At 27.9% G+C, this 24,916-nt stretch carries 30 protein-coding genes; 13 read left to right on the plus strand and 17 right to left on the minus strand.

The window, feature by feature from the left end:
* Positions 1 to 13 precede the first annotated feature (13 nt).
* The 6 genes from ACQY5W_RS07045 to ACQY5W_RS07070 all read left to right on the plus strand — a co-directional run bounded on the left by ACQY5W_RS07045 (position 14) and on the right by ACQY5W_RS07070 (position 4,334).
* A complete protein-coding gene (locus tag ACQY5W_RS07045) occupies positions 14 to 829 on the plus strand; it encodes a transporter substrate-binding domain-containing protein (protein ID WP_428024251.1) in 816 nt (271 codons plus the stop codon).
* Positions 829 to 1,797 carry an amino acid ABC transporter permease gene (locus tag ACQY5W_RS07050; protein WP_428024252.1) on the plus strand — a complete coding sequence of 323 codons (969 nt, stop codon included), beginning with the start codon at positions 829 to 831 and terminating at the stop codon, positions 1,795 to 1,797. Before ACQY5W_RS07045 ends, ACQY5W_RS07050 begins: the two co-directional genes overlap by 1 nt.
* Before the next feature lie 30 nt (positions 1,798 to 1,827).
* Positions 1,828 to 2,412: a LysE/ArgO family amino acid transporter gene (locus ACQY5W_RS07055; RefSeq protein ID WP_428024253.1), complete on the plus strand. Its 585-nt coding sequence runs from the start codon at positions 1,828 to 1,830 to the stop codon at positions 2,410 to 2,412.
* A gap of 46 nt (positions 2,413 to 2,458) precedes the next feature.
* Positions 2,459 to 3,589: a tRNA guanosine(34) transglycosylase Tgt gene (gene tgt, locus ACQY5W_RS07060; RefSeq protein WP_428024254.1), complete on the plus strand. Its 1,131-nt coding sequence runs from the start codon at positions 2,459 to 2,461 to the stop codon at positions 3,587 to 3,589.
* Between the two features lie 103 nt (positions 3,590 to 3,692).
* On the plus strand, positions 3,693 to 3,983 hold the full coding sequence (gene gatC / locus ACQY5W_RS07065; RefSeq protein ID WP_428024255.1) for an Asp-tRNA(Asn)/Glu-tRNA(Gln) amidotransferase subunit GatC: 291 nt from the start codon (positions 3,693 to 3,695) through the stop codon (positions 3,981 to 3,983).
* Positions 3,984 to 3,992: 9 nt separating this feature from the next.
* On the plus strand, positions 3,993 to 4,334 hold the full coding sequence (locus tag ACQY5W_RS07070) for an arsenate reductase family protein (protein WP_428024256.1): 342 nt from the start codon (positions 3,993 to 3,995) through the stop codon (positions 4,332 to 4,334).
* Between the two features lie 12 nt (positions 4,335 to 4,346).
* Here the strand turns inward: ACQY5W_RS07070 and ACQY5W_RS07075 are convergent, their stop codons facing one another.
* The 4 genes from ACQY5W_RS07075 to serB form a co-directional block, all read right to left on the minus strand.
* On the minus strand, positions 4,347 to 5,384 hold the full coding sequence (locus ACQY5W_RS07075; protein ID WP_428024257.1) for a hypothetical protein: 1,038 nt from the start codon (positions 5,382 to 5,384) through the stop codon (positions 4,347 to 4,349).
* Between the two features lie 75 nt (positions 5,385 to 5,459).
* Entirely contained in the window at positions 5,460 to 6,812 is a 1,353-nt protein-coding gene (locus ACQY5W_RS07080) for a class II 3-deoxy-7-phosphoheptulonate synthase (RefSeq protein ID WP_428024258.1), read from the minus strand.
* 28 nt (positions 6,813 to 6,840) lie between these two features.
* Positions 6,841 to 7,833 (minus strand): transaldolase, encoded by a 993-nt coding sequence (locus ACQY5W_RS07085; RefSeq protein ID WP_428024259.1) that lies wholly within the window; start codon positions 7,831 to 7,833, stop codon positions 6,841 to 6,843.
* A 26-nt stretch (positions 7,834 to 7,859) separates the two neighbouring features.
* A complete protein-coding gene (gene serB, locus ACQY5W_RS07090) occupies positions 7,860 to 8,480 on the minus strand; it encodes a phosphoserine phosphatase SerB (protein WP_428024260.1) in 621 nt (206 codons plus the stop codon).
* Positions 8,481 to 8,590: 110 nt separating this feature from the next.
* Between serB and ruvX the strand changes: the two genes are divergently transcribed.
* Entirely contained in the window at positions 8,591 to 8,971 is a 381-nt protein-coding gene (gene ruvX / locus ACQY5W_RS07095; protein ID WP_428024261.1) for a Holliday junction resolvase RuvX, read from the plus strand.
* A 3-nt stretch (positions 8,972 to 8,974) separates the two neighbouring features.
* Here the strand turns inward: ruvX and acpS are convergent, their stop codons facing one another.
* Positions 8,975 to 9,322: a holo-ACP synthase gene (acpS, locus tag ACQY5W_RS07100; RefSeq protein WP_428024262.1), complete on the minus strand. Its 348-nt coding sequence runs from the start codon at positions 9,320 to 9,322 to the stop codon at positions 8,975 to 8,977.
* 30 nt (positions 9,323 to 9,352) lie between these two features.
* Here acpS and ACQY5W_RS07105 point away from each other — a divergent pair, with 30 nt between their 5' ends.
* Entirely contained in the window at positions 9,353 to 10,312 is a 960-nt protein-coding gene (locus ACQY5W_RS07105; RefSeq protein ID WP_428024263.1) for an ABC transporter permease, read from the plus strand.
* Positions 10,313 to 10,371: 59 nt separating this feature from the next.
* Entirely contained in the window at positions 10,372 to 11,196 is an 825-nt protein-coding gene (gene panC, locus ACQY5W_RS07110; RefSeq protein ID WP_428024264.1) for a pantoate--beta-alanine ligase, read from the plus strand.
* Positions 11,197 to 11,208: 12 nt separating this feature from the next.
* Here the strand turns inward: panC and ACQY5W_RS07115 are convergent, their stop codons facing one another.
* Positions 11,209 to 11,391 (minus strand): YgaP family membrane protein, encoded by a 183-nt coding sequence (locus ACQY5W_RS07115; protein WP_428024265.1) that lies wholly within the window; start codon positions 11,389 to 11,391, stop codon positions 11,209 to 11,211.
* A 177-nt stretch (positions 11,392 to 11,568) separates the two neighbouring features.
* On the opposite strand from ACQY5W_RS07115, the gene rimO reads away from it, so the two are divergent.
* Both rimO and tilS read left to right on the plus strand, forming a co-directional pair.
* Entirely contained in the window at positions 11,569 to 12,909 is a 1,341-nt protein-coding gene (gene rimO, locus ACQY5W_RS07120; RefSeq protein ID WP_428024266.1) for a 30S ribosomal protein S12 methylthiotransferase RimO, read from the plus strand.
* A complete protein-coding gene (gene tilS / locus ACQY5W_RS07125) occupies positions 12,909 to 13,883 on the plus strand; it encodes a tRNA lysidine(34) synthetase TilS (protein ID WP_428024267.1) in 975 nt (324 codons plus the stop codon). Before rimO ends, tilS begins: the two co-directional genes overlap by 1 nt.
* On the opposite strand, the gene ACQY5W_RS07130 is transcribed toward tilS, so the two are convergent.
* From ACQY5W_RS07130 to ACQY5W_RS07180, 11 genes are all read right to left on the minus strand, one after another.
* On the minus strand, positions 13,872 to 14,141 hold the full coding sequence (locus tag ACQY5W_RS07130; protein WP_428024268.1) for a hypothetical protein: 270 nt from the start codon (positions 14,139 to 14,141) through the stop codon (positions 13,872 to 13,874). The genes tilS and ACQY5W_RS07130 overlap by 12 nt on opposite strands.
* Complete coding sequence (fliS, locus tag ACQY5W_RS07135) at positions 14,117 to 14,473, minus strand: flagellar export chaperone FliS (protein ID WP_428024300.1); 357 nt, start codon at positions 14,471 to 14,473, stop codon at positions 14,117 to 14,119. The genes ACQY5W_RS07130 and fliS overlap by 25 nt, the downstream gene beginning before the upstream one ends.
* 53 nt (positions 14,474 to 14,526) lie before the next feature.
* The gene (fliD, locus tag ACQY5W_RS07140) at positions 14,527 to 16,092 is read right to left on the minus strand and encodes a flagellar filament capping protein FliD (RefSeq protein WP_428024269.1); all 1,566 of its coding nucleotides are present in this window, start codon (positions 16,090 to 16,092) and stop codon (positions 14,527 to 14,529) included.
* A gap of 10 nt (positions 16,093 to 16,102) precedes the next feature.
* A complete protein-coding gene (locus ACQY5W_RS07145; protein ID WP_428024270.1) occupies positions 16,103 to 18,850 on the minus strand; it encodes a FlgK family flagellar hook-associated protein in 2,748 nt (915 codons plus the stop codon).
* A 63-nt stretch (positions 18,851 to 18,913) separates the two neighbouring features.
* Positions 18,914 to 19,627: a flagellar basal body L-ring protein FlgH gene (locus ACQY5W_RS07150; RefSeq protein ID WP_428024271.1), complete on the minus strand. Its 714-nt coding sequence runs from the start codon at positions 19,625 to 19,627 to the stop codon at positions 18,914 to 18,916.
* On the minus strand, positions 19,617 to 20,042 hold the full coding sequence (locus ACQY5W_RS07155) for a hypothetical protein (protein ID WP_428024272.1): 426 nt from the start codon (positions 20,040 to 20,042) through the stop codon (positions 19,617 to 19,619). Before ACQY5W_RS07155 ends, ACQY5W_RS07150 begins: the two co-directional genes overlap by 11 nt.
* A 7-nt stretch (positions 20,043 to 20,049) precedes the next feature.
* A complete protein-coding gene (locus ACQY5W_RS07160) occupies positions 20,050 to 20,583 on the minus strand; it encodes a flagellar basal body-associated FliL family protein (RefSeq protein ID WP_428024273.1) in 534 nt (177 codons plus the stop codon).
* Positions 20,583 to 21,077 (minus strand): MotE family protein, encoded by a 495-nt coding sequence (locus ACQY5W_RS07165; RefSeq protein WP_428024274.1) that lies wholly within the window; start codon positions 21,075 to 21,077, stop codon positions 20,583 to 20,585. The genes ACQY5W_RS07160 and ACQY5W_RS07165 overlap by 1 nt, the downstream gene beginning before the upstream one ends.
* A gap of 9 nt (positions 21,078 to 21,086) precedes the next feature.
* The gene (locus ACQY5W_RS07170; protein WP_428024275.1) at positions 21,087 to 21,491 is read right to left on the minus strand and encodes a hypothetical protein; all 405 of its coding nucleotides are present in this window, start codon (positions 21,489 to 21,491) and stop codon (positions 21,087 to 21,089) included.
* Positions 21,488 to 21,754: a flagellar biosynthetic protein FliQ gene (locus ACQY5W_RS07175; protein WP_428024276.1), complete on the minus strand. Its 267-nt coding sequence runs from the start codon at positions 21,752 to 21,754 to the stop codon at positions 21,488 to 21,490. The genes ACQY5W_RS07170 and ACQY5W_RS07175 overlap by 4 nt, the downstream gene beginning before the upstream one ends.
* A 2-nt stretch (positions 21,755 to 21,756) precedes the next feature.
* The gene (locus ACQY5W_RS07180; protein ID WP_428024277.1) at positions 21,757 to 22,674 is read right to left on the minus strand and encodes a hypothetical protein; all 918 of its coding nucleotides are present in this window, start codon (positions 22,672 to 22,674) and stop codon (positions 21,757 to 21,759) included.
* A gap of 89 nt (positions 22,675 to 22,763) precedes the next feature.
* On the opposite strand from ACQY5W_RS07180, the gene ACQY5W_RS07185 reads away from it, so the two are divergent.
* Both ACQY5W_RS07185 and fliM read left to right on the plus strand, forming a co-directional pair.
* On the plus strand, positions 22,764 to 23,816 hold the full coding sequence (locus ACQY5W_RS07185; protein WP_428024278.1) for a flagellar basal body P-ring protein FlgI: 1,053 nt from the start codon (positions 22,764 to 22,766) through the stop codon (positions 23,814 to 23,816).
* 3 nt (positions 23,817 to 23,819) lie between these two features.
* On the plus strand, positions 23,820 to 24,914 hold the full coding sequence (fliM, locus tag ACQY5W_RS07190; RefSeq protein ID WP_428024279.1) for a flagellar motor switch protein FliM: 1,095 nt from the start codon (positions 23,820 to 23,822) through the stop codon (positions 24,912 to 24,914).
* Positions 24,915 to 24,916 lie beyond the last annotated feature (2 nt).

Consider the following 24,916-nt stretch of genomic DNA (forward strand, 5'->3'; position numbering starts at 1 on the left):
AGGAAAAATCACAATGAAAAAATTAGTTTTAGCATTTTTAATGCTTATTTCAACAACAGTGTTTGCAGATGATATTAATCTGTGGAAAAAGTCAACTTTAAATAAAATTCTTGAAAGAGGTGAGTTAATAGTAGGTTTAGAACCAGGTTATATGCCTTTTGAAATGAAAGATAAAAAAGGTAGAATCATAGGTTATGATGTGGATTTAGCAAAAAAAATGGCTAAAGAAATGGGTGTAAAATTAAAATTAGTTCCAACAGCTTGGGATGGAATAATTGCAGGTTTAGTAACAGAAAAATTTGATATTATTATTTCTGGAATGACAGTTACTCAACAAAGAAATTTAAAAGTAAATTTTGCAGATCCATATATCGTTGTGGGGCAAACTGTTCTTATGGATAAAGCACTAAAAAATAAAATCAAAACTGCAAAAGAATTAGATAAAGCTGAATATACAATTGTTACAAAATTAGGTACATCAGCTGAAATTGCTGTTAGAAAATTCTATAAAAAAGCAAAAATTCTTACATTTGATACAGAAGCTGATGCTGCAAGTGAAGTTCTTAGTGGAAAAGCTTCTGCATTTGTTTATGACCAACCATACAATGTACTATTTATGGCAGACAAAGGAAAAGGTAAACTTATTCACTTAGATACTCCATTAACTTATGAGCCATTAGGTTGGGCTATTAGAAAAGGTGATCCAGATTTTCTTAACTGGTTAAATAATTTCTTAAGACAAATAAAAGAAGATAAAGTAGAAAACTTTTACGATGATTTATACGACAAATGGCTTAAAGATACAAGTTGGCTTGAAAGAGTACAATAATGTCATATAAGAAGAATCAATCTCTTTTTAAAAATAAAAATCTAGGGCATCTAATTGCCCTAGCTTTTTATACTGTAATAATTTTTGCTTTTTATATTGCCGCAACAAATATGAATTATGTATGGAAATGGAACTCAGTACCAAAGTATTTTGCATATACAGAAACTATTAATGTTTCAGCTCCTATTGATGGAAAATTAGTAGAAGAAAATGGAAAATATCTTGTAATTGGTAAAGATGAAAGAAAAACACTTTCTATAGATAATACATATAAGTTTGATTATAGTGTTGGTGAAGATGTTTATGAAGGTGATAATATTGCCTCTAAAGAGTTCACAAAAACTGGGCCAATTTTAAATGGTCTTTGGGTAACACTAAAAATATCTTTTTTTGCAGCAATACTTACACTTTTTGTAGGTGTTTTAATTGCATTTATGAAAATCTCATCTTTTCAATTTTTAAGAGATATTGCCTCTGTTTACACAACTATTATAAGAGGAACACCCTTACTTGTACAAATCTTCTTATTTTATTTTATAGTTGCAAATATTTTTGAATTGGAAAGAATTATTGCAGGTATTTTATCATTGGGTATATTTTTTGGTGCATATATGGGAGAAATTTTAAGAGGTGCCATTCAATCAATTGATAAAGGTCAAATGGAAGCGGCTTCATCTTTAGGTATTTCAAGATACCAAGCTATGAGATATATTATTTTACCTCAAGCATTTAAAAGAGCTTTGCCCACTTTAATAGGTGAAATGATTTCTTTAGTAAAAGACTCATCATTGGTTTCAGTTATTTCAATTACTGATTTAACAAAAGTTGGTAAAGAGATAGTTGCAAATACCTTCTCTCCCTTTGAAACATGGATTGTAATAGCTTTAGTTTATCTAGCAATTACTTCTTTACTTACATACCTAGGGCATAGACTTGAGAATAACCTAAAAAATAAAGGTGGTATATAATTGCCCTTTTCTATTTTAGTTAAGGGCTATATGGTAGCTATTTCTTTAATAGTTGCCATAGGTGCTCAAAACGCTTATATTTTAAAACTTGGTCTTTTAAAACAACATGTTTTAAAAGCCGTACTTATTTGTATATTTTTTGATATTTTTTTAATTAGTTTAGGTGTTTATGGTCTTGGATTTTTTATTCAAGGAAATCAATTACTTATAAATAGCATTGCCATATTTGGTATGCTTTTTTTATCTTTTTATGCTTTTAGCTGTTTTAAATCAGCATTAACAAACAACTCTTTAAAAATAGATGATAATGTAAAAACTAATCCACTTAAAGAAGTGATTTCATTGCTTTTAGTTTTTACCTTATTAAATCCACATACTTACTTGGATACAGTATTATTAATAGGTGGTATTGGAGCAAATATTGAAGATGGTTTAAAGCCATATTTTTTACTTGGTACAGTTTTGGCTTCAACTTCTTGGTTTTTCACTTTAGGATTTGGAGCAAGGGTTTTAATTCCACTATTTAAAAAACCAATTACCTGGAAAATACTTGATATTTTTATTGGTATTTTGATGCTATTTATAGCCTATTCTTTACACAACTTAATTAAGTAAAATTAAATAAATGATATAATCCCGTTTTTACTAAGGAATTTAATTAATGCAATTTAACATAGATGGAAAATCTTTTCACAAAACAAGAGCTTGTACAATCAAAACAGCTCATAGTACAATTCAAACACCTGTATTTATGCCAGTAGGAACACAAGCTACAGTTAAAGCACTAGATGCCAATGATATGCTTAGCCTTGGTGCAAAAATTATATTAGGAAATACTTATCACTTATATTTAAGACCAGGAAGTAAAATAGTTAAAAAATTTGGTGGACTTCATGGGTTTTCAAAATTTCCAAACTCTTTTTTAACTGACTCTGGTGGTTTTCAAGCTTTTTCACTAGGAGACAATTCAAAACCTGATGAAAATGGAATCATGTTTAAATCACATATTGATGGAAGTAAACACTACTTTACTCCCCAAAGTGTACTTGATACTCAATATGAATTGGGTTCAGATATTATGATGATATTAGATGATTTAGTAGCACTTCCTAATACAAAAGAGAGAATTAAGAAATCAATCGAAAGAACAACTGACTGGGCAAAAGAAGCTATAACTTACCATAAATCACAACAAGAAAAAGGTATTGGAGTAAATCAAAATATCTTTGCAATTATCCAAGGTGGAACAGACAAAGAGTTTAGAAAACTAAGTGCTACACAACTTTGCGCATTAACTGATTTTGATGGTTTTGCTATTGGTGGATTAAGTGTTGGTGAGCCAAATGCTGATATGTATGAAACTGTTGAGTGGACAACAGATTTTATGCCTGAAGATAAACCAAGATATCTTATGGGGGTAGGAACTCCTGAAGATTTAATAGAAAATATTGAACGTGGCGTTGATATGTTTGATTGTGTAATGCCTACTAGAAATGCAAGAAATGGTTCACTTTTTACAACATATGGAAAAATAGCAATTAAAAATGCTCAATTTAAAGAAGATGCAGAGCCAATTGACCCAGCTTGTGAATGTTATACTTGTAAAAACTTTACAAAAGCATACCTAAACCACCTTTTTAGAGCTGGGGAAATAACATACTATAGACTTGCAACACTCCATAATATCCACTACTACTTGACACTTATGAGAGAAGCTAGAGAGGCAATATTAGCTGATAATTGGGTTGAATTTAAAAAAGAGTTTTATAAAAAAAGAGGTGTTGAGATTTAATTGGCTTAACCCCAGACAAAATAGTTTTTAGATATAATCCAAAAATTAAAAATAGACAAATATTTTAGGTAGCTTGAAAAAGGCACCTTTTAAAGGAAAAAAAATGACTATTGATGATAATACAATTGATAAATTAGCAAAACTTTCTAGCTTAGAAATTGATGAAAGCAAAAGAGAATCTTTAAAAAAAGAGTTGGGTGATATTATCAATTTCGTTGAAAATTTAAATGAAATTGATGTAAGTCATATTGATGCTACATTTACAACGGTTGAAGGTGGAACTCCACTTAGAGAAGATGTAGCTTCACAAGATTTAGAGATGTCAAAACATATACTTTCAAATGCTCCTAAAAGTGAAGATGGCTACTTTATAGTACCAAAAATTATAGAGTAAGGTATTTTTATGATAACTGTTTTTGGAATCAAAACTTGCGGAAGTGTACAAAAAGCTTTAAAATTTTTTAAAGAAAATAATATAGAAGTTGATTTTTTTGACTTTAAAAAAGATACACCATCAAAACAAAGAGTAGAATCTTGGGTTAAAAAATCTGACATAAATATACTTTTTAATTCTAAGGGTACAAAATATAAAAACCTTCAACTTAAAGAGTTAAATTTAGATGAAAATGGTAAATTCAAGTGGCTATGTAAAGAGCCAATGCTTTTCAAAAGACCTGTAATAGAATTCGATGATAAAGTTGTTGTAGCCTTTGATGAAGAGATTTATAAAAAGACTTTTTTATAAATCTTTTTATAATTAATTTAAACTCAAAATAGGCTTCTCTTTTACATTAAAAGTCTCTACCTTAAATTCGTTATTAACATGGGTAACTAAAATATAAGCTTCATTATTTTCTTTATTTTTTAACATCCAAGAAGTTTCTTTATCAACAACTACCTCATCAAATCCTAAAACAGAATATTGGTTTATCAAATCCTCTTTGATTTGCTCAAAAGAGATATCATATCTATCATCAACAATCATTTTAAAGTTGTTATGATCTTGAATAAATTCTATTTCATTTAACTTATCTTCAATCTCTACAATTGCTTTTTTACTAATAATATACTCATAAGTAACAGATAAAAACCCAATAGTAAACACCGTGATAAAGATATTTAATAATGAGTATAAAATACTTAAATCTTCTGAAATTAAAGCCATAAGAAATTTAATAACTAAACCATAAACAAAACCAACAACAAGTGCAAAAAATATAGGGATAACTAAAACTGTAACAAATACCAATAATTTGTAGTTTTTAGTCAATTCAAAAGCATCACCAAAATCCATAGGCTTATCTATAGAAATAGCAGGGAAAATCAAGGATATTCTTGAAAAAATCATCCCTAAAAATACAGTAATACCTATAAAAACAGCTATAGTATAATACGATGAAATACTACTACCTAAAAAACTTTGAACAAGTTTGCCTAAAAACATAGAAATAAAATATAATATAAAAACTGTAAGTCCAATAAGTAAGGCTAAGCCAATTCCTTTGATAATAAAACTAATTTCCCTTTGTCCAAATTGATATATTCCCCAAGTAGGAGTATCTTCTTCTTTTAAAAGTAAAATTCTATGTACATTAATAGATATAATAATTGTCACAAAAAACGATAAAGCCATCAAAATAAAAAAATTATACTTACCTATACTTTGTTCAACTTCTTGGGTAGAAAAGTACTCTATAACACATAATATAAGAAAAGGGATAAGTAAAGCTTTCATCAAAATATATTTTTTCTCAAAGAGTAAATCTAAAGTTCTTTTTATAATCTCTTTATACATATATTTTCCTTAGTTATCTTTACAGATTAATTTTGGGGAAAAGAGAAAAGCTAAAGCCTTTCTCTAATAGTTATATTATTTTCTTGCCTCTTTTAAAGTATCAGCAATCATAAATGATAGTTCCAATGCTTGGTCAGCATTTAATCTTGGGTCACACTGTGTATGGTATCTACTTGCCAGTCCCTCTTGAGTAATAGCAGAACTTGTACTTCCTGTACACTCAGTTACATTTTGTCCTGTCATTTCAAGATGAATTCCACCAGCAACCGTACCTTCAGCATTGTGGATTTGGAAAAATTGTTTAACTTCTTTTAAAATAGATTCAAAATCTCTAGTTTTATATCCATTATCAGTTTTTATTGTATTTCCGTGCATTGGATCACTTGACCATAATACATTTTTACCTTCAGCTTTTACTCTTTTTAATAAATTTGGATAAATTTCACCTATTTTTTCAGCACCCATTCTAACAATAAGATTTAATCTTCCTGCTTCATTTTCAGGATTTAAAGCATCAATTAATTTAATTAATTCATCTTCTTTCATAGAAGGTCCAACTTTACATCCTATTGGATTTTTGATACCTTTAAAGTACTCTAAATGTGCACCATCAAGTTCTCTTGTTCTATCTCCTATCCATAACATATGAGCAGAACAGTTATACCAATCACCAGTTAAAGAATCTTTTCTAGTAAGTGCTTCTTCATAATTTAATAAAAGTGCTTCATGGGAAGTATAAAGTGTAGTATGACTTAGTTGGTCTGTATTTTCTGAAGTAATTCCACAAGCTCTCATAAAAGCTAAAGTTTCAGAAATTTTATTTGCCAATTCATCATATTTTACACCTAAAGTGTGATCTTTAATAAAATCCAAATTCCATGCGTGAACTTGTTGTAAGTCTGCCATCCCACCTCTTGAAAATGCTCTTAAAAGATTTAGTGTTGCAGCACTTTGATTATATGCTTTTAAAAGTTTTTTAGGTTTTGGTAATCTTGATTTTTCATCAAATTTAACAGAGTTTACAATATCTCCCCTATAAGAAGGCAAAGAGATTCCATTAACATTTTCAAAATCATCACTTCTTGGTTTTGCAAATTGTCCTGCGATTCTTCCTACTTTAACAACTGGGCAACCACCTGAAAAAGTTAAAACAACAGCCATTTGCATCATTACTTTGAATAAATCTCTTATATTATTTGCATTAAACGCATCAAATGATTCTGCACAATCTCCACCTTGAAGTAAAAATGCTTTTCCAGCAACTACATCTGCTAATTTACTTTTTAAGTTTCTAGCTTCACCTGCAAAAATCAGAGGAGGATATGTAGCTAATTCTTTTTCAACTTTTGCAAGTTTTTCCATATCATTATATATTGGTTGTTGCTTTATAGGAAAATTTCTCCAAGAACTTGGGGTCCAATTATTCATACTATACCTTTTCAATTTTTAAATTATTTTATGCTTTTAATTTAGTTAAAAGCTCTTCGAATGATACTTTAAATGCTTCTAAACCTTCACTTAATAAAGTATCATAAATCTCATTTATATCAATATCATGTTTTGCAAGCATTTTGAAAAATTCATCACACTCTATTTCACTAATTATTTTACTAGGTTCTGTACTACCATTTAAAATATAATCCTCAATAGTAGCAAGTGGTGCAGTATTTACACTATTTGGGTAAAGTAAATTATCCACATAATATGTAGATTCTAGTTCATCACCTTTTACACCAGTACTTGCAAAAAGAGCTCTAATATTTTTATTATCAAATTTATTTATTTCATGATAACACTTTACAGCGTTTATAATTCCTAATTTTGATTTTTCAATTCCTTTTGCTCCAAATCTATTATCACATAATCTATCGAATCTTGATACAAAAATAGAAATAACAGCTTTACACTCAGTAATTGATTTTTCCATACCTGCATTTAAAGCTTTTGCACAATTAATTGCTTGCTCTGGTGAAAAAATTAAAGTTGCATTTACATTTATACCTTGTGTTGTTAATTCTTCCATTGCTTCATATCCTGCATCAGTAGCAGGAACTTTTATCATTACATTATCATGACCGATTGATTTATAAAGTCTAATTCCCTCTTCAATAGTACCTTGTGCATCATCACAAAGTGTTGGATCAACTTCTAATGAAATAAATCCATCATCATTGTCATTTTTGTACATAGGCTCTAATATTTCTGCTGCTCTTTTTATGTCAGTCATTGCTAACTCTTCATAAATTGTTTTAGCAATATTTGCTTGTAAAATTTCAAGTTGTTGTTTATATGCAACTGAGTTTGAAATAGATGAAGCAAAAATAGCTGGGTTTGATGTGGCACCTTGAATAACCTCATCGTTAATCAAGTCTTGAAATTGTCTTTCTAAAAAATCTCTTTCAATAAAATCACACCATAATGAAAAATTTATATCCTCTTTTAAACTCATAACTTTTGTCCTTTTTTATCTACTTTTTAAAGATACTCTAAAATTTGTGTTAAATCTTTTTTCTCAACAATAATATTTGCTTCTTTTTTCAAAATCTCTTTTGCACAAAAAGCAACTTTTTTTTCTGCATATGGAAACATTGAAACATCATTTGCTCCATCACCTGCTACAAGTGTATTTTCCTTTGAAACTCCAAGCATAGCTTGAACCCTTTGTATCATATCACCTTTAGAAAATCCAAACATCATATCTCCACCAACAAGTCCTGTTAATATTCCATTTTTATGGTGTAAAATATTTGAAAAATCAGCATCAAGTCCAAGTTTCTCTTTTGCAGGTGTTGTTCCTATTCTAAAACCACCTGAAAAACATACAACTTTGTATCCCTTTTCTTTTAGTTTTGCAACTGTCTCTTCCGCCCCTGGCATAAGTGGTAGATTTTTACATATTTCCACTGCCAAAGAGTTTTCCAACCCTTTTAATAAAGCCACCCTTTCAATAAGTGATTCAAAAAAGTCCAATCTACCAGCCATCGCTTCTTCTGTGATTTTTGCAACTTTTTCTTCAAGACCTAAAGGTTTCGCTAAAAAATCAATAGTCTCTCCATCCATTAAAGTTGAATCAAAATCAAATACAGCTAATTTCATCGTTTATCCTACTCATATATCATTGTATATATTTTTAAAAAAGATATATATTACCAAAATTATACTAAAATGATTACTTTATGGTTTCAAAGTAAATATAAGGATAGTGATTGAAATTAGCATCTATTGATATAGGATTAAAAAGAATTGGTGTGGCTTTAAGCCTTACAAACTCTTTGGTTACACCACAAACAGCCATCTTAAGAAAGAATAGGAATCAAGCTTCAAGTGACGTTGATAGCTTTTTAAAAGAGTGGGAAATAGAGAAACTAATTGTGGGATTTCCAAGTTCTAGTGAAGATATGCAAAAAAGAGTAAAACATTTTATTACTCTTCTAAAATTTGAGGGAGAAATCATTTTTCAAGAAGAAAATATGAGCTCAATTGAAGCAGAAGAATTAATGAAAGGTGATATTAAATACAAAAGAGATGGTAGAGTTGATTCCCTTTCTGCTAAAATAATACTTGAAAGGTATCTTCAAAAAAAGTAATTTTTACTTTTCTAAAGCTACTACGGCTATAGCAAAGCCATTATCATGGGTTATTGATACATGGGCTTTTTTTATTTTAAATTTTTCCAAAACCACTTTTGAAAACGTTATAAGAGGTGCATTTTTGGAAGATTTGGAAAGAATAATATCATGAAAACCACACTCTTCTCCAATACCACAACCCAAAGATTTACTTGCAGCTTCCTTTGCAGCCCAAAAACCAGCTGCTGTTTCAACTTTTTTTATTAATTTTATTTCATCTTCATTTAAATATTTTTCATAGGCTTTTACGCCAAATTTTTCATACATTTTTTCAATTCTATTTATACTTACAACATCAATACCAATCATTTTTAACCTATGTAGATGTATAATACACCCATGAAAATTTTATTAAATAAACTACTATATCTTATCATTATGCTACTTATTATAAGTATAATTTCATTTTTAGCAATTCATCTTGCACCTAACTCTTTTTTTGCAAGTGGGGATTTAAACCCTAATATTACAGAAGAATCAATAGAACATCTAAAAGCTATATATGGTTTAGACAAGCCCCTTTATGTACAATTTTTTTCATGGATTTATGCTATTGTTCAACTTGATTTTGGCATCTCTTTTAGTTCAGGAGAAATGGTTAAAACTGAAATTTTAGACAGAATTCCTATAACCCTTACTATAAATATAATTTCAATGGTTCTTATTTTTATTATTTCACTTTATTTAGGAATCAAATCTGCCCTTAACAAATCTTCATTTTTTGATAGATTTACAGGTCAATTATCTCTTCTTAGTTTTTCTATGCCTTCATTTTACTTGGCACTTATTGGGGTATTAATTTTTGCAATGAATTTTGAAATTTTACCAATAGCTGGATTACATAGTGTAAAAGAGGACGGAAGTTTAACTTATTATATAGATTTTGCTTGGCACTTAGTTTTACCTATTTCTATTATTGTTTTTGGTGGAATAGGTAGTTTAACTTTATATATAAGATCACTTACAATTGAAATACTAAAAAGTGATTATATCTTTTTTGCAAAAGCTAGAGGCTTAGATAAAAATCAAATCTTAAGATATTATATTTTACCAAATCTTTATCCGCCTGTAATTACTATACTTGGATTATCACTTCCTGGTATTATTGGTGGTTCTGTTATCCTAGAATCAATATTTTCTATAGATGGGATGGGATTACTGTTTTTCAAAAGTGCATTAGCACATGATTATCCTGTAATTATGGGAATACTAATCATCGGTGCATTTTTAACCCTACTTGGAAATATATTAGCTGATTTAGTTTTACTAAAACTCAATCCAAATTTTGATACAAAATAAAAAGAAGTCATAAAAGACAAAGTTTCTTTTATGCTAGGAACTAATTTTAAGGAGATTTATTGAAAATAATTAACACAATAGAAGAGTTACAAGCCATAAGAAAAAAGCTAAATGGATCAATAGGATTTGTTCCTACTATGGGTGCTTTACATGATGGACATATTTCTTTAATCAAAAATGCAAGAGCAAATAATGATATAGTTGTTGTTTCAATTTTTGTCAATCCAACTCAATTTTTAGCACATGAAGATTTTGATAAATATCCAAAAAGAGATGCTGCAGATAAAAAAATCTGTGAATTATGTAAAGTTGATTATCTTTTTATGCCAGAGATTAGTTCAATGTATCAAGGTGATGATGAAGTATTGGTAAAAGCTCCTAAAATAAGTGGTTTTATCTTAGAAGGTGAAAAAAGACCAGGTCATTTTGATGGAGTATTACAAGTTGTTTTAAAACTTTTCAATTTAGTCCAACCTACAAATGCGTACTTTGGTAAAAAAGATGCTCAGCAACTTTCTCTTATATCTCAAATGGTTAAAAATCTATTTTTGCCTATAAATATTGTTGAATGTGAAATTATAAGAGAAGCCGATGGACTTGCATTGAGTTCAAGAAATGTTTATTTAACACAAGAACAAAGAAAAGAGGCACTAGCCATTTCAAAATCTTTAAATATGACAATTATATCAGTTACAAAAGGTGAAAGAGATAGCACCACCATAAAAAATAAAATGCAAGAAATAATGTCTAATTTAGATATTGAATATATTGCAATAGTAAATAAAAATTTTGAAGAGATTCAAACAATAGAGGTAAAAAATACAATTATATTAATTGCTTGTAAATTAGGAAATACAAGACTTATTGATAATATGTGGATATAGACTTTTAAAAGTCTATATCGTACACTTTTTACTAATTATACATAAAGGACAAAAATTAATTACTCCTGCTAATAAAGGTAAAATACCTAAATAAAACCAAACAATTCCAGTAAAATATCCAACTAATATTAAAATAACACCAATAGCTATTCTGAATTTTCTACAAAAAAGTTTTATCTTGTCAAATTTGTTCATTAATATTCCTTATAAAATAAGTTTTTCTTATTTGTAATTGTATAATTTAAAAATATTTTTGTCAAATATTTTATATTTTATTATAATATTTATTTATATTTATTTTGAAGATTTTTATCAATTTTTGATTAATTCAAACTATTATGCTAAAATTCCAAAAAAATTAATAGGTTATATATGAAATTTTCAACAAAAAATCCTGAAAAATCATTACATTTAGTTAGTCTTGGTTGTACAAAAAACTTAGTAGATTCAGAAATCATGCTTGGAAAATTAAGAGATTATAAAATATCTGATGATGTGGAAAATTCTGATGTGATTATCGTAAATACATGTGGATTTATTGATAGTGCAAAAGAAGAGAGTATTAATACAATTTTAAATCTACATGATCTTAGAAAAAAAGATTCTGTTTTAGTTATGGCTGGTTGCTTAAGTGAAAGATACAAAGAACAACTACAAAAAGAGTTACCTGAAATTGATATCTTTACAGGTGTTGGTGACTATGATAAAATTGATTCTTTAGTAAATGAAAAAAGAAGTGCTTTTACAAAAGAAGTTTTTTTATTAAATGAGACTAATGATAGAGTAATTACAGGTTCTAATTATCACGCTTATATAAAGCTGTCTGAAGGGTGTAATCAAGTTTGTTCATTTTGTGCTATTCCTTCTTTTAAAGGTAAACTTCATTCAAGAACTCTTGAATCACTTGTAAAAGAGGTTAAAAACTTAGTATCACAAGGTTTTCATGATTTCTCTTTTGTATCACAAGATAGTTCATCATTTTTAAGAGATTTAAATATAAATGATGGGTTAGAACAATTAATTAATGAAGTTGAAAAAATTGATGGAATTAAAAGTGCAAGAATTTTATATCTTTATCCATCAACTACAACTCTATCTCTTATCAAAAAAATAGAAAATTCAAAAGTATTTGAAAACTACTTTGATATACCACTACAACACATAAGCTCTAACATGCTTAAAATTATGAAAAGAGGAAAAGGTGTTGAAAAATTAAAAGAGCTAATGCAAACTATGAGAGCAACTCCTAATTCATTTGTTAGAACTACTTTTATTGTTGGTCATCCAGGTGAGACTGAAGAAGATTTTAATGAACTTTGTTCATATGTTGAAGAGTATGGGTTTGATAGAGCAAATGTATTCTCTTATTCAGATGAAGATGGAACTGCTGCTTATGAAAATACAAACAAAATAAACCAAAAAATTATAGATAGTAGAGCTGATATATTGGGTGAAATAATCCAAAGAAAAACACTAGAATCATTGAAAAAAGAGATTGGTAAGGTAGTAAATGTTTATATTGATGGGGAAAGTGATGAGCATGAATATTTACTAAGTGCTAGAAAAACCATCTGGGCTCCTGAAATTGATGGAGAAATTTATATCAATGATAATGAAACATCAGAACAATTAAGTGTTGGAAAAATTTATCAAGTTAAAATCACTGAATTAGTAGGTGATAAACTACTTGCAACGGCCATTAAAGAACTTTAATGACTAATTTTAATATCAATACAGCAAAAAACCTTTTAGCGTTTTCTGCGGGTATTGATTCAACTGCATTATTTTTCTTACTTTTAGAAAAAAATATTCCCTTTGATATTGCTATTGTTGATTATAATGTAAGGACTCAATCAAAAGATGAAGTAGCATATGCAAAAGAGTTGGCTTTTAAATACAATAAAAAGTGCTTTGTAAAAGATGTAACACTAACTAATACTTCAAATTTTGAGAAACAAGCTAGAGATATAAGATATAATTTTTTTGAAGAAATTATAGAATCTAATAATTACCAAACACTAATTACAGCTCATCAATTAAATGATAAATTGGAATGGTTTTTAATGCAACTAACAAAAGGAGCTGGTTTAGTTGAACTAATTGGATTAGAAAAAGAAACAATTAAAAATAAATATATAATCCATAGACCATTACTTGAAATATCAAAGAACGAACTCAAAGAATATTTGGAACTAAATAAAATAAAATATTTTATTGATAGTTCAAATAGTGATGAAAAAATAAAAAGAAATTTTTTTAGACAAAATTTCTCAAATGAATTAATTAAAAATTATAAAAACGGAATCAAAAATAGTTTTAAATACTTAGAAAATGATATTAATTCACTAAATCTTGAGCTAAAACCTTTTTATCAAAAAGAGTTATTGGAAATTTATACAAATCAAAAAGATGATAATTTAAATATTAAAATAATAGATAAATCTTTAAAAAAAAGGGGTATATTATTATCAAAAGCTCAACGTGATGAAATTATAAAACAAAAAGAGATAACTATTTCCCATAAAATAAATATAGCAATTACAGAAGATTACATCTTTATTTCACCAAAATCAAACCAAACGATGGATAAAAAATTTAAAGAATCTTGTAGAATAAAAAAAATTCCAAAAAATATTAGAGCATATTTATTTGAATTAGAAGTAGAATTAAAAGATTTATTTCTGTAAAAATTTTTTCATTTGAGATATTGATTTTAACTCTTCTAAAATGTGTTCTCTGTAAGTAAATAAAAAATTTGCATTTTTAAAAAGTAGTTCTCGTAATTTTAAAAGTTCTTCGTGTGTTAAGTCAAAGTTAGTTACGTCTGTAGTATCTAAATAAGTTGAAGCCCAAGATTTTAATCCCTCACCTCTTTGTTCATCATCTAAAGAATCAACATAAATTAATCTCTTTAATGCCTCTAAAGACCTGTTTCGTCTTTCCATGCTTCAATTAAACCTTGCGATACTTTTTTAACTTGATGTATTAAATTTACATTATCATTAATACCAGCAGTAAAAAGTGTTTCTATTTGATATAGATATAAACCATCAAGATAGTGTGCAATGTCACCACCATCAAAATCTAAAATATTTCTTAGTTCATCAAAAATTGCAATCGATTTGTTTATATAAATAAATTTTTCTTCAACATCACCATTTTCCATAGCTTCTTCAGCAAATGAAAGATATCTTAGTAATCCCTCATATAACTTAAGTATTAAAACATATGGATCGTTACTTACTGCATTTTGTTGATTATAAACATCTAATCCCACCAAACCATCTCCATCTTTTATTAGATTTAGAGTATATTATATTAAAGCTTAAACTAATTAGAAATCGATTGTTTTATCATCATTTCTAGGCTGGCAAATTGTGCATTAAATCTACTAATAATCGTTCCATAGTCTGCAAATTGTTGAGACAATTGAGAATATTTAGAATCTAAATCTTCCGTTGCTTTTGTTAAATCTGAATCAAGAGACTTTTTACGAGAAGTCATATTATCTTCATAAGAAGTAATAAGTCCATCAATACCATCCATATTATCTAGCACAGTTTTTAGTTGTGTCCCAAATCCCTCTTTTTCTGCAGTTCCAATAAATAAATCTTTTAAATTATCAAAATCTTCATCTATTGCCGTGTTAAATACTGATTCATCCAATGATAATGAACCACTTTTATCTAAAGACAACCCATAACTAAATAAATTTAAGTTTGAGTTTGTTCCATAAGTCCCAAACATCTGATCTTTTATTTCAGATAATATACTTCTTAAAGTTGTTCTATCCTCAATTTTAGAATCAGCGGAATAAAGTTCTGTATCAATAGACTCTAACAAAGTGTTATATTTATCAATAAAATCCTTAAACAGTGTTGTAATACCTGTTGTATCCTTTTCAATTGAAATTGATGATTCACCAATTTTAACTGCAGTTATTTTTAAACCACCATCAACTGTTATAAGATTTGAAGATACATCATAATCAACTCCATCAATTTTTGCTAGTAAATTTTGTGCAGTAAGAGTATGATTATTATTTTTTAAACTTAAACCTAAGTTGTCATTTGTAACTTCTAAAGGAGTTCCATCACTTCTTCTTATTGATATTTTTCCATCAGCATTTATTGACGCATCAAAATTAGAATCTGCATTAATTCTAGATACAAATTCACTATAATTTTCAACACCATTAGTTGTAAAACTTGTTCCATTTAATGTTAAAGTTAGACCAATAGCAGGAACTGTTCCAGAAGCAATAGTTGTATCAGATAAAAATTCATTAAGTCCTAAATTTATGCCTGTTTCTGTGATACTTAAAGCATTATCTGTTCCAGATTTTTCACTTTTGATTACCAATCTAAAAGAGTTTGTTCCAACCGTTTCAACAGAAGCATTAAATTTTGAATTAATATTTATTTCATCTGCCAATTCTTGATATGATTTATTTAAAGTTGAAAATTCTACACCATTTATAACTAACATTGTTCCAGAAGTAGAAGATATAACAGCATCTTTATCAGAAAATGTTGATGTTTGATATACATCCCTTTGTGCAAGTTGTGATATATTTGCTGTAGTTGTCCCAGTATTTAATCCACCTGCATCAACTGCGTCAAAGGTTACAGAATCACCTGTAGTAGTTGCACTTTTACTTTCAAAAGCATTTACTCCACCTGTAACAAATAAGTCAAAAGGTTTAATTGCATTTAATAAATCTTGTGTTTGTAATTTTATTTCTGAAACTTTTACACTCTCTAAATCCCAATTTGAAATGCTTGTTTCAATTGGTTCAACACTTGCCTTTCTCTCTGCAGCTTTTAATTTATCAATTAATTCTTGATTTAATGTAGTAGCTTGCCCTGTTCCTAATCCTAATACACCTTCAGCCATAATTTATTCCTTATCTTTTGAGTCCAAGCAATGTTTGTAACATCTCATCTACAGTAGTTATCATTTTTGCATTTGCAGAATATGCTGCTTGAAATTTCATTAAATTTATCATCTCTTCATCATTATCTACTTTTGTTTTTAAATCATAAGTATTTTGTAATGACTCCACAACCGCTTTTTGTGTTTCAAGAACAAAATCATTGCTCTCTTTATCTTTTGAAACAGTTGTTCTTATTTTTTGTAAAAATTGGGACAATGAACTTACTTCACTATCATTTGCAACTAACTCATTATTTTTATCCTGTCCAAATCCCAAAAATGATATATCTTCTTTCCATTGATGTGTAGCCAAGTAATCATAATCTTTTTGTTTCATATTACCAACTACTGAAGCATTAAACTTCATTGTTCTTACACTAGAACCACTAAATAAGTCAATATCATCAGCTATTTCTATATTATTATCTGTTGCTATTTCACCATTAATATAAGTTCCATCATTATTTTTTATGTAACTTGATGTTATATCAACAAATGTTTTTGCAAAATCATCTAAAGACTTTTTGTACTCATCAAATATATTTTTTCCAGAATCTGTAACCAAGTTTTCAATAATAGCCTTAATTTTTCCACTTGTGATATTTATTGGTTCATCATAAGTATTTACAGTAATTGCATTTGTTGCTGAAGCACTTCTTACTTCTTGTTTGTAAATAGAACGAGAAGTTTGACCTTCTTTATTATTTATTACAAGAGTTGATGTCATTGTAACAGGTTGAGAACCACTTGCTGCAGCATTATCAGTTATAGAAAAACTATATGTTTGGTCAGTATTTACATCAGCTAATTCATTTGTTGGAGTTGTGAATGTAAAACTACTAATACCTGCTGGAATAGTTATTTGTCCAGTTTCAATATCATATGTTACATTATCAGGAACAAATACAGGAGTTTGATCAAAATAACTTCCTGTATCATCACTAAAGGATATTTTCATAACTTGTGTATTAGTTGTTGCTGTTTTTAAATTCACCGTATGTGTAATTGAACTGCCATCAACTGCAGCCAAACTTTTTATTGAACTAACTTGAAGTGTCCCACTTGCTTGTGCAGCACCTGTAATTTCATTTACATTTGGTATGGCACTAACTATATTATTTGTGTTGGTAGTAGATGTAGATATTTTATAATCTTGTGTTACATCTTTTCCATCATTTACTACATTAAGTACTGAAGTAATTGTATTACTTGTACCTGTTAAAGATAGAGTATATTCTTGTGTTTTTCCGAATAATGCAATAGAAGATTCAGCAGTACCAGTTCCATATGGTAAAGTTCCAGTTGCCTGTTCAATTGAATCAACTGTGATTGTAAAAGATTCAACCCCAGCAGGAACAGTTAATTTATTTGTTGCAGCATTATAAGTTACACCATTAGTTAATGTAACTGTTCCAGAAGTTCCATAGTTATTTGATAAATCTATATCAAAAACTTCTCCAGCACTTGGAGCTCCTAAATCAATTGAGTGAGTTAAACTTAAACCATCGGTTGCAAACTTACTTTGTATTGTAACAGGGTTACTATTTATAGAAGGATTAACTGTATATGTAGCTTCATTTGTTGAATAAGCCTCTTCTGTAAATATAACCCTACTATCAAATTTACCATCTGTACCTGGAACTTTTGCTTCTATTACTAAAAACTTATCTTGACTATCAGTAGTAAATTTATTACCTTTTTCATCAATTCCATAATTACCATTAAAAGCTTTTACTTTTGTAGCTAAGTCAATATTTGTATTAATTTTATGAACTAAAGCTCTTACATAATTGGTTTCATCAACTTTTACTATATCTTCTGTACCATCACCATCAAGGTCAAAAAGCATAGTTTCACCATATTCTACACTTACAGAATGTTGATTATCTAACTCAAACGTAATTACATCTTCTTGATCAAAAACATCAGTTGAAGTTAATATATTACTTTTACTACCTGTATCAGTTACATATCTATCTATTTGTTCTGTGTATTCTTGACCAAGAGATAATTCTGCTACAGTTGTATTAGAAATAGCAATTTCACCACCAATTTTTAATTCATAAACTCCATTGTTATCTCTATTTACAGTAACATCAACATAATCAGATAATTGTTTTTCTAATAAATCTCTTTTATCAAGTAAATCATTTGAAGCAAAACCTTGCTCATTTATTTTTCTATTAATATTACCAATATCATTTAGCATTAAATTAACATCATTTATATTAGCTTCTAACGCCTGCTGAAATACTTTTTCTTGATCTTCAATTCCTTCATATAAACGATTTAAACCATCTACTATTAGTTGTCCGCTCAATTTTAAATCATTTTTATAAACTTCATTATTAGGATTCGCTCTTAGACTCTCTATACTTTGAAAATATTTATCTAAGTCAAGGGATAAACCAGCTTCATCAGTTTCTTGGAAAATTGATTCAATATTTTCTAACATAAATGATAACTGTGATTGATAATTTTCTTTACTATTTTGTTTTATAATATTGTCATATAGATATTGACTAGAGATTCTAATAGTATCATCAACAGATACACCTCTTCCCCAAAGTCTATCATCAGAGTGTGCCATTTCACTTGTTTCTACAACTCTTTTTTTATATCCCTCAGTGTTCGCATTTGAGATATTATTCATTGTATTTTCAACAGAAATTCTAGCAGCCGCCAAGCCAGATTGTGCTACATTTAATGAATTAAGCATTTGAACCTTCCTTTGGGATAATATCCCTAATTATTACATTACAATTCTTAATGTTAGATTAAATTAGAAAGGCCAGAGCAATTTTAGCAGTTTTGTACCCCATGGTTCGTGCATAACATCTTGTTCTTCACCATCTTTTTTGTACATAACCTTCAAATTTGCTATTTGAGAAGAGTTAATAGAATTATCTGGACTAATATCATAAGGTCTTATAACCCCCGAAATTATGATTTCTTGCTTCTGTTCATCTATTAACATCTCTTTTGAGCCTTTAATATAATAATTACCATTTTGATATGTTTCTTCTATTATAACAGAAAGTGTCGTAGAAAAAGATTCATCAGCAGTAGCATTTACTTTCCCTTTAAAGGAACTATCACTATTTGAATTAAATTGAACACCACCAAAACTATTAATTTTATTGGCTACAGATTGAACAGTAGAATTTAATGGTAAATTATTTCCTGTAGCAGGAGTTACTAATCCACCACCCATTGACTCTGAACTTTTATTTGTAAGTTCTCTTTTATTACTACTATTTGAAGATAATGCTTCATTTATAACAACTTGTATTATATCACCAACTTGTAAATCTTTTTTATCAGCGAATAAAGAAGGACCCTTTCTTGAATACAAAGAACCTTTATTATACTGTAAAACAGGTTGTGGTTTTAATACTTGTGCAGGTGGTTTTTCAAATGTTATTTCAGGAGTTGTACTTGTACATGAATTTAACAAAAAAGTAAGTGGCAGTACAAAAAAATATCTAATTTTCATTATATTTACTTTCAATTATATATTTTATATCTATTGCTATTTTTACATTATTTAAATCATTTTTAATTAAGGCTAAAGTTCCATATCTAACTTTTAAAGCATCAAGATTCGCACTTGTATCACACACTAAGAGTATTTTGTTTTTTACAATTTTTACATCTTGGATATACTCTTGTCCGACCAAATCAACAGCAGTTTCTACCTCTTTAAAAATCAACTTTTCTACTCTTTTAGATTCCTCTTTTTTCATCTCTTCTATATTTTGTTTGCTTATTTTTTCCAAAGAAACTTCATTTGAAGAAAATTCATCGCTCATGTGAAAATAGTATGCAGTAAACATAGTAACTAATGCAACTATTGAAATAATCTTTATTACATAATTTTTAGGTCCACTATTTTTTACTGTTACTATCATTTTTATACTACTTTATAACAAAGGTTGTAAATAAAATATCTTTAATACTATTTTTTTGTATATCAGAATTTCCTGCTGTTGCATCATTTAAAACTTTATTAATTTCATCAATCAATTCATCTTTTAATAAAGCTTTACCACCTACAGTTAAAAGTTCTTCTGAACTTCTAGCACTAATTTGAGAGATTACTACATCAACTATTTCAGCTTTATACGCTTCAACTATTGCTTCAATACCTGGATCACTACTTTTTAATGTAAAAGAGAGTTTCATTAATTTCTCTCTTCCTTTTGCATTAGTAATATTTAATACTAAATCATTAATTGCAGCTTTAAATCTATCGCCTGAATTACTCTCTTCTTTTTTAACTGTTTCAGTTTGTTTTCCAGCTTCTTGTGGAGAAAAAACACCTTGTGAATATAAGAAGAACCCACCACCAATAACTGCTAATAATAATACAACAATTAGTGCCACGAGCACTATCATCAAACCTTTTCCACCACTTTTTTTTGGTTGTTCTGCCACTTCTTCTTCAGCCATTATTTTCCTTTCTTACTATCATCTACAACTGTATAATTTTTAAGTCTTTCAGTTATTTTAGAAGCATTTTTAACCGTCATAGATTTCATTATTTGGGTAACTTTTGCCTCTTTTAATTTCAAAATTATATCAAAAACATCTTCAATTTTTCCATCATCTATCATTTTATTAAATATTTCAGCTGCATTTTTTGGTTTCATTGAATTGTAAATCTTAGCAGTTTTACTTACAACTTCTCCTTTAATATCTTTTAATGTAGTCTGATTTTTATCATAAATTTCTTGTATTTGTTTTTTTTCTAGTTTTATTTTTGCCATTATTGCTTCTAGTTCTTGTTTTCTTTTTTTATACTCATCTTCTTTTAATGTATAAAATTTATTTAATTCTTGTTTTAAAACCATAATTTCTTTTTTTTCTTTTATAAAAGTACCTGCTGTCTCTTGTGCAAAAACATATGTTCCTAAAACTAAAAATATAAAAAATAATCTATTCAATAAAAATCCTTATCCAGCAATATATTTACTTTGTATAAATTCACTTGCTTGTTCTTCTTCTGCAACTAATATTTTTTTATATAGCTCTTTTTTTTGTTCTTGTAGTAAATACGCATATTGTTCAGTTTCTTTTTGAAGTTCAACAATTTCTCTATCTAATTTATCTATTTTTGTAAGTAAAAAATTTCTTTGAGACTCTAATTTTCTTGCTTGAATTCTCAAAGTTTCTTTATGTATTTCCAAAATCTTAAAATCTGAAATTGCTCCATATCTATCAACAGTTGATGTATTAATATTTCTTTTTAAATCATTAATCTGTTCATCAAAAGCAGCCACTGAATTTAAAATTTCTGCTTTATACATTAATTTTTGATCAGTTTGTGATTTTTTTAGATTATGAAGTTTTTGAATCATCCATTTTTACCAAATACCAAAATCATATCCCATAACTCTTTTGTATAAGTACTTACATTATCTCCAATCCATGGTAAAGAAATTAATATAAAAACAGATACAAAAATAACTTTAGGAACAAAAGCCAATGCAGCATCAGAGATTTGAGTTACAGCTTGAAATACCGATATTAAAAGTCCAATAACCATACTTACAAGTAATGATGGTAAGGCTAATAAAAGAATTATTTTTACTGTACTTTGGGCTATGCCCATTAAATCCATGTTCATTCTTTAATCTTTACTGTAATTTCTAATGCTTTACTTTCTAGTAACTTAGTTAAAAACTCTTTAATATCATTTGGATTATCAAGTTTTATACTCATTTCATTTGCTTTATTTTCTATTTTTTTAGCAACTCTTGGCTTAATATCTTCTCCACTTAAAGCAGATAAAATATCATCTTCTGTTAAATCATCTAGTGATGTTATATCTTCAAAATTTATCAATTCGTCCATCTCTTCAATTGAAGTAATTGATTCAAAACTCTCTTTTGGTTCATCATTAATAATAGGTTCCTCATCAATCATTTTTTCAGTTTTACTAATTTCTTCATCAAAAGAAAGTTCATCTTTTTCTATCTCTTCAACTTCTTTGAACCTCAATAAAGATTCTTCTTCTGAAACTTCATCATACTCATTAGAAAACTCTTCTTTTTCAATATTATCAGATGACAATAACTCTTTTAAGTCATCACTTAATTCATATTCATCATCTTCATCACTATTATAAGCATCATTTACGATATTTGTTATGGAGTCATGAATTTCTGTTGTCTCATCAAAGTCTTCATCATCATATATCCCTAAATCTTTCATCTTTTTAAGAATATGTTTTGAAATATCAGAAATTGAATCAACACTAAAATCTTCAATCCCTTTGTTTTTTAGATACTCTTGTTCTATTCCATCTTTAGGTTTTAAAAATTTGATTTTAGAATTTATTAAATTCTCTTTTATAATCTTAGCGTCATCAATTAAAAAGATATCATCACTGTTATCCTCAATCAATTCTTTTAAGGTACTTAATGCTTGAACCTCTTGAATTAAACCTTTATCTCCCAATTTAAAATCAATATGAGATCTATTTAATTCATCTTTAATATCTTTTTTAAAGTTTTGACTGCCATAAATATAAATATTCAAAGATAACCCTAATTTAATTTTCATTGATGATATCTAAAATTTATATAAATTTAGATAAAATTTATCAATATTTATACGAGGTAAACTATTTGAAATATATTTTGTTATTTTTTTTCTTATTTACATCTATATACGCACAAACAATAAAAGATATAGCAAACATTGTTGGTATTAGAGAGAATCAACTTTTAGGTTATGGTTTAGTTGTTGGACTAGCAGGCACTGGCGATAAATCAACTTTTACTATGCAAAGTTTACAAAACTTACTTAGAAACTCTTACATAAAAATTCCAACTTCTTCAATCAAATCAAAAAATATTGCAGCAGTTATGGTAACTGCTGCTCTTCCTGCTTTTGCAAGACAAGGTGATAAAATAAAAGTAAAAATTTCTGCCATTGGTGATGCAAAATCAATAAATAATGGTGAATTATTATTAACTCAATTAAAAGGTGTAGATGGTAATGTTTATGGTCTTGCACAAGGTACTATTGTTGCTAATAAAGATAATGAAACAACAGGTATGATTTATGAAGGTGCAATTATTGAAAATGAGATACCATTTACATTAAAAGATGAAAAAAATCTAACCCTTAGCTTAATTAAAGCTTCTGCAAGTGATGCAGATATGATACAAAGAAAAATAAACGCACTATTTGGTAAAAAAATTGCATTTGCTTATGATACAAGAACTATTGAAGTCAATAAACCAGATAATGAAATGTCAATGGTTAGATTTATTTCTATGATTGAAGATATACAATTAGACTCTTCTTTCAAAAAAAGAATTATTATTGATGTAAATAGAGAAATGATTATTTCTGGAAATGATATAGTAATAGGACCAGTTACAGTTTCAAAAGAGAACTTTATTCTTAGAATAAAACAAACGGATTTAAATAAAGAACAATGGGATAATGTAGAAGTAAATAAAGGAATGAATATAGGTGATGATATTGTAATAGCTGATAAGCCTGTAGTTGATTTAGATAATACAATGATAAATACAAAAGGTTTACCAAAAGTTTCTGATTTAGTTAGAGCAATGAAAGTAATGAAATTACCAATGAAAGACATAATAGAAACCCTTAAATTAATAAAAGAGTTAGGTGCTCTTGATGTTGAACTAGAGATTAGAGGATAATAAATGGCAGAATTTTTAAGTCAAGATGAAATTGATGCTCTTTTAGATATAGCCGAACAAGGTGAAGACATTGACAAAACAGTCGATGAACCTATAATATCAAAAGAAAAAAACTACTCTATTTATGACTTTAAAAAACCAAATCGTATTTCAAATGAACAATTTAAGGCATTTTCAACCCTTCATGATAAAATGCTAAGGGATTTAATAACTGATTTATCAGCAATGCTTAGAAAAATTGTTGATATAAAATTATATTCAATAGAACAAATGACTTATGGTGAGTTTATTCTTTCTATTCCTCAATTAACTTCACTAAATACTTTATCTATTAGACCTTTAGATGGAAGAATAGTAATTGAGTGTAACCCAGGAATTTCACATAAAATTATTGCTGAACTATTAGGAAGTGGATCAGTTGCTTCAACTGACAATTTAGATAGAGAATTAACAGAAATCGAAGTAGAGATATTTGACCACTTTTATAAATTAATAGTTTCTCATTTATATAAAGCTTGGGATGAAATTACAACTCTTAATTTTAGAATAGAATCAAGAGATACAAATGCAAATGCCATTCAAATTATTTCTGATCACGAAATTGTTTTACTTGTAGTATTAGAGTTTACAATTGATGAAGAATCAGGATTTTTATCAATTTGTTATCCTATTTCTTATATAGAAACACTTTTAAATAAGATTGTTACAAAAATCTTTGCAGAAGGTAGAAATAAAAAAGCTAGTAGAAAAAAAGATATTACCACTCTGATTTCAGGTGCAAAAATGAATATTGAAGCAGTTATGGCTGAAACATTTTTAAAAACTTCAGAAATATTAGATTTAAAAGAGGGTGATGTAATTGTATTTAATAAGAATTCAACCTCAGCAACTGCAAAAGTTTATATAAATAAAAAAGAGAAATTTTTAGCTATTAGTGGATTATCAAATAATAGAAAAGCCATACAATTAAAATCTAATATAGACCATGAGAAAATGGAAACGTTAGAAACTTTAAGAGTTATGAGAGAGGATAGAATTCAAAAAGCTAAAGAAACACAAGATAAAATCAATCAACTCTTATCAGAAAGAGACGATTAAGT

This window comes from Arcobacter sp. (assembly GCF_050300555.1).
Lineage (GTDB): Bacteria > Campylobacterota > Campylobacteria > Campylobacterales > Arcobacteraceae > Arcobacter.

Coding starts and splice junctions, on each gene's coding strand:
- ACQY5W_RS07130 (WP_428024268.1), bottom strand. CDS start 14,141: ATGGAAAGACGAAACAGGTCTTTAGAGGCATTAAAGAGATTAATTTAT.
- ACQY5W_RS07050 (WP_428024252.1), top strand. CDS start 829: ATGTCATATAAGAAGAATCAATCTCTTTTTAAAAATAAAAATCTAGGG.
- tgt (WP_428024254.1), top strand. CDS start 2,459: ATGCAATTTAACATAGATGGAAAATCTTTTCACAAAACAAGAGCTTGT.
- ACQY5W_RS07145 (WP_428024270.1), bottom strand. CDS start 18,850: ATGCTTAATTCATTAAATGTAGCACAATCTGGCTTGGCGGCTGCTAGA.
- rimO (WP_428024266.1), top strand. CDS start 11,569: ATGAAATTTTCAACAAAAAATCCTGAAAAATCATTACATTTAGTTAGT.
- ACQY5W_RS07080 (WP_428024258.1), bottom strand. CDS start 6,812: ATGAATAATTGGACCCCAAGTTCTTGGAGAAATTTTCCTATAAAGCAA.
- fliM (WP_428024279.1), top strand. CDS start 23,820: ATGGCAGAATTTTTAAGTCAAGATGAAATTGATGCTCTTTTAGATATA.
- ACQY5W_RS07055 (WP_428024253.1), top strand. CDS start 1,828: ATGGTAGCTATTTCTTTAATAGTTGCCATAGGTGCTCAAAACGCTTAT.
- serB (WP_428024260.1), bottom strand. CDS start 8,480: ATGAAATTAGCTGTATTTGATTTTGATTCAACTTTAATGGATGGAGAG.
- ACQY5W_RS07155 (WP_428024272.1), bottom strand. CDS start 20,042: ATGATAGTAACAGTAAAAAATAGTGGACCTAAAAATTATGTAATAAAG.
- fliD (WP_428024269.1), bottom strand. CDS start 16,092: ATGGCTGAAGGTGTATTAGGATTAGGAACAGGGCAAGCTACTACATTA.
- ACQY5W_RS07070 (WP_428024256.1), top strand. CDS start 3,993: ATGATAACTGTTTTTGGAATCAAAACTTGCGGAAGTGTACAAAAAGCT.
- ACQY5W_RS07045 (WP_428024251.1), top strand. CDS start 14: ATGAAAAAATTAGTTTTAGCATTTTTAATGCTTATTTCAACAACAGTG.
- gatC (WP_428024255.1), top strand. CDS start 3,693: ATGACTATTGATGATAATACAATTGATAAATTAGCAAAACTTTCTAGC.
- ACQY5W_RS07085 (WP_428024259.1), bottom strand. CDS start 7,833: ATGAGTTTAAAAGAGGATATAAATTTTTCATTATGGTGTGATTTTATT.
- ACQY5W_RS07115 (WP_428024265.1), bottom strand. CDS start 11,391: ATGAACAAATTTGACAAGATAAAACTTTTTTGTAGAAAATTCAGAATA.
- ACQY5W_RS07150 (WP_428024271.1), bottom strand. CDS start 19,627: ATGAAAATTAGATATTTTTTTGTACTGCCACTTACTTTTTTGTTAAAT.
- ACQY5W_RS07175 (WP_428024276.1), bottom strand. CDS start 21,754: ATGGATTTAATGGGCATAGCCCAAAGTACAGTAAAAATAATTCTTTTA.
- acpS (WP_428024262.1), bottom strand. CDS start 9,322: ATGATTGGTATTGATGTTGTAAGTATAAATAGAATTGAAAAAATGTAT.
- ACQY5W_RS07160 (WP_428024273.1), bottom strand. CDS start 20,583: ATGGCTGAAGAAGAAGTGGCAGAACAACCAAAAAAAAGTGGTGGAAAA.
- tilS (WP_428024267.1), top strand. CDS start 12,909: ATGACTAATTTTAATATCAATACAGCAAAAAACCTTTTAGCGTTTTCT.
- ACQY5W_RS07075 (WP_428024257.1), bottom strand. CDS start 5,384: ATGTATAAAGAGATTATAAAAAGAACTTTAGATTTACTCTTTGAGAAA.
- ACQY5W_RS07105 (WP_428024263.1), top strand. CDS start 9,353: ATGAAAATTTTATTAAATAAACTACTATATCTTATCATTATGCTACTT.
- ACQY5W_RS07170 (WP_428024275.1), bottom strand. CDS start 21,491: ATGATTCAAAAACTTCATAATCTAAAAAAATCACAAACTGATCAAAAA.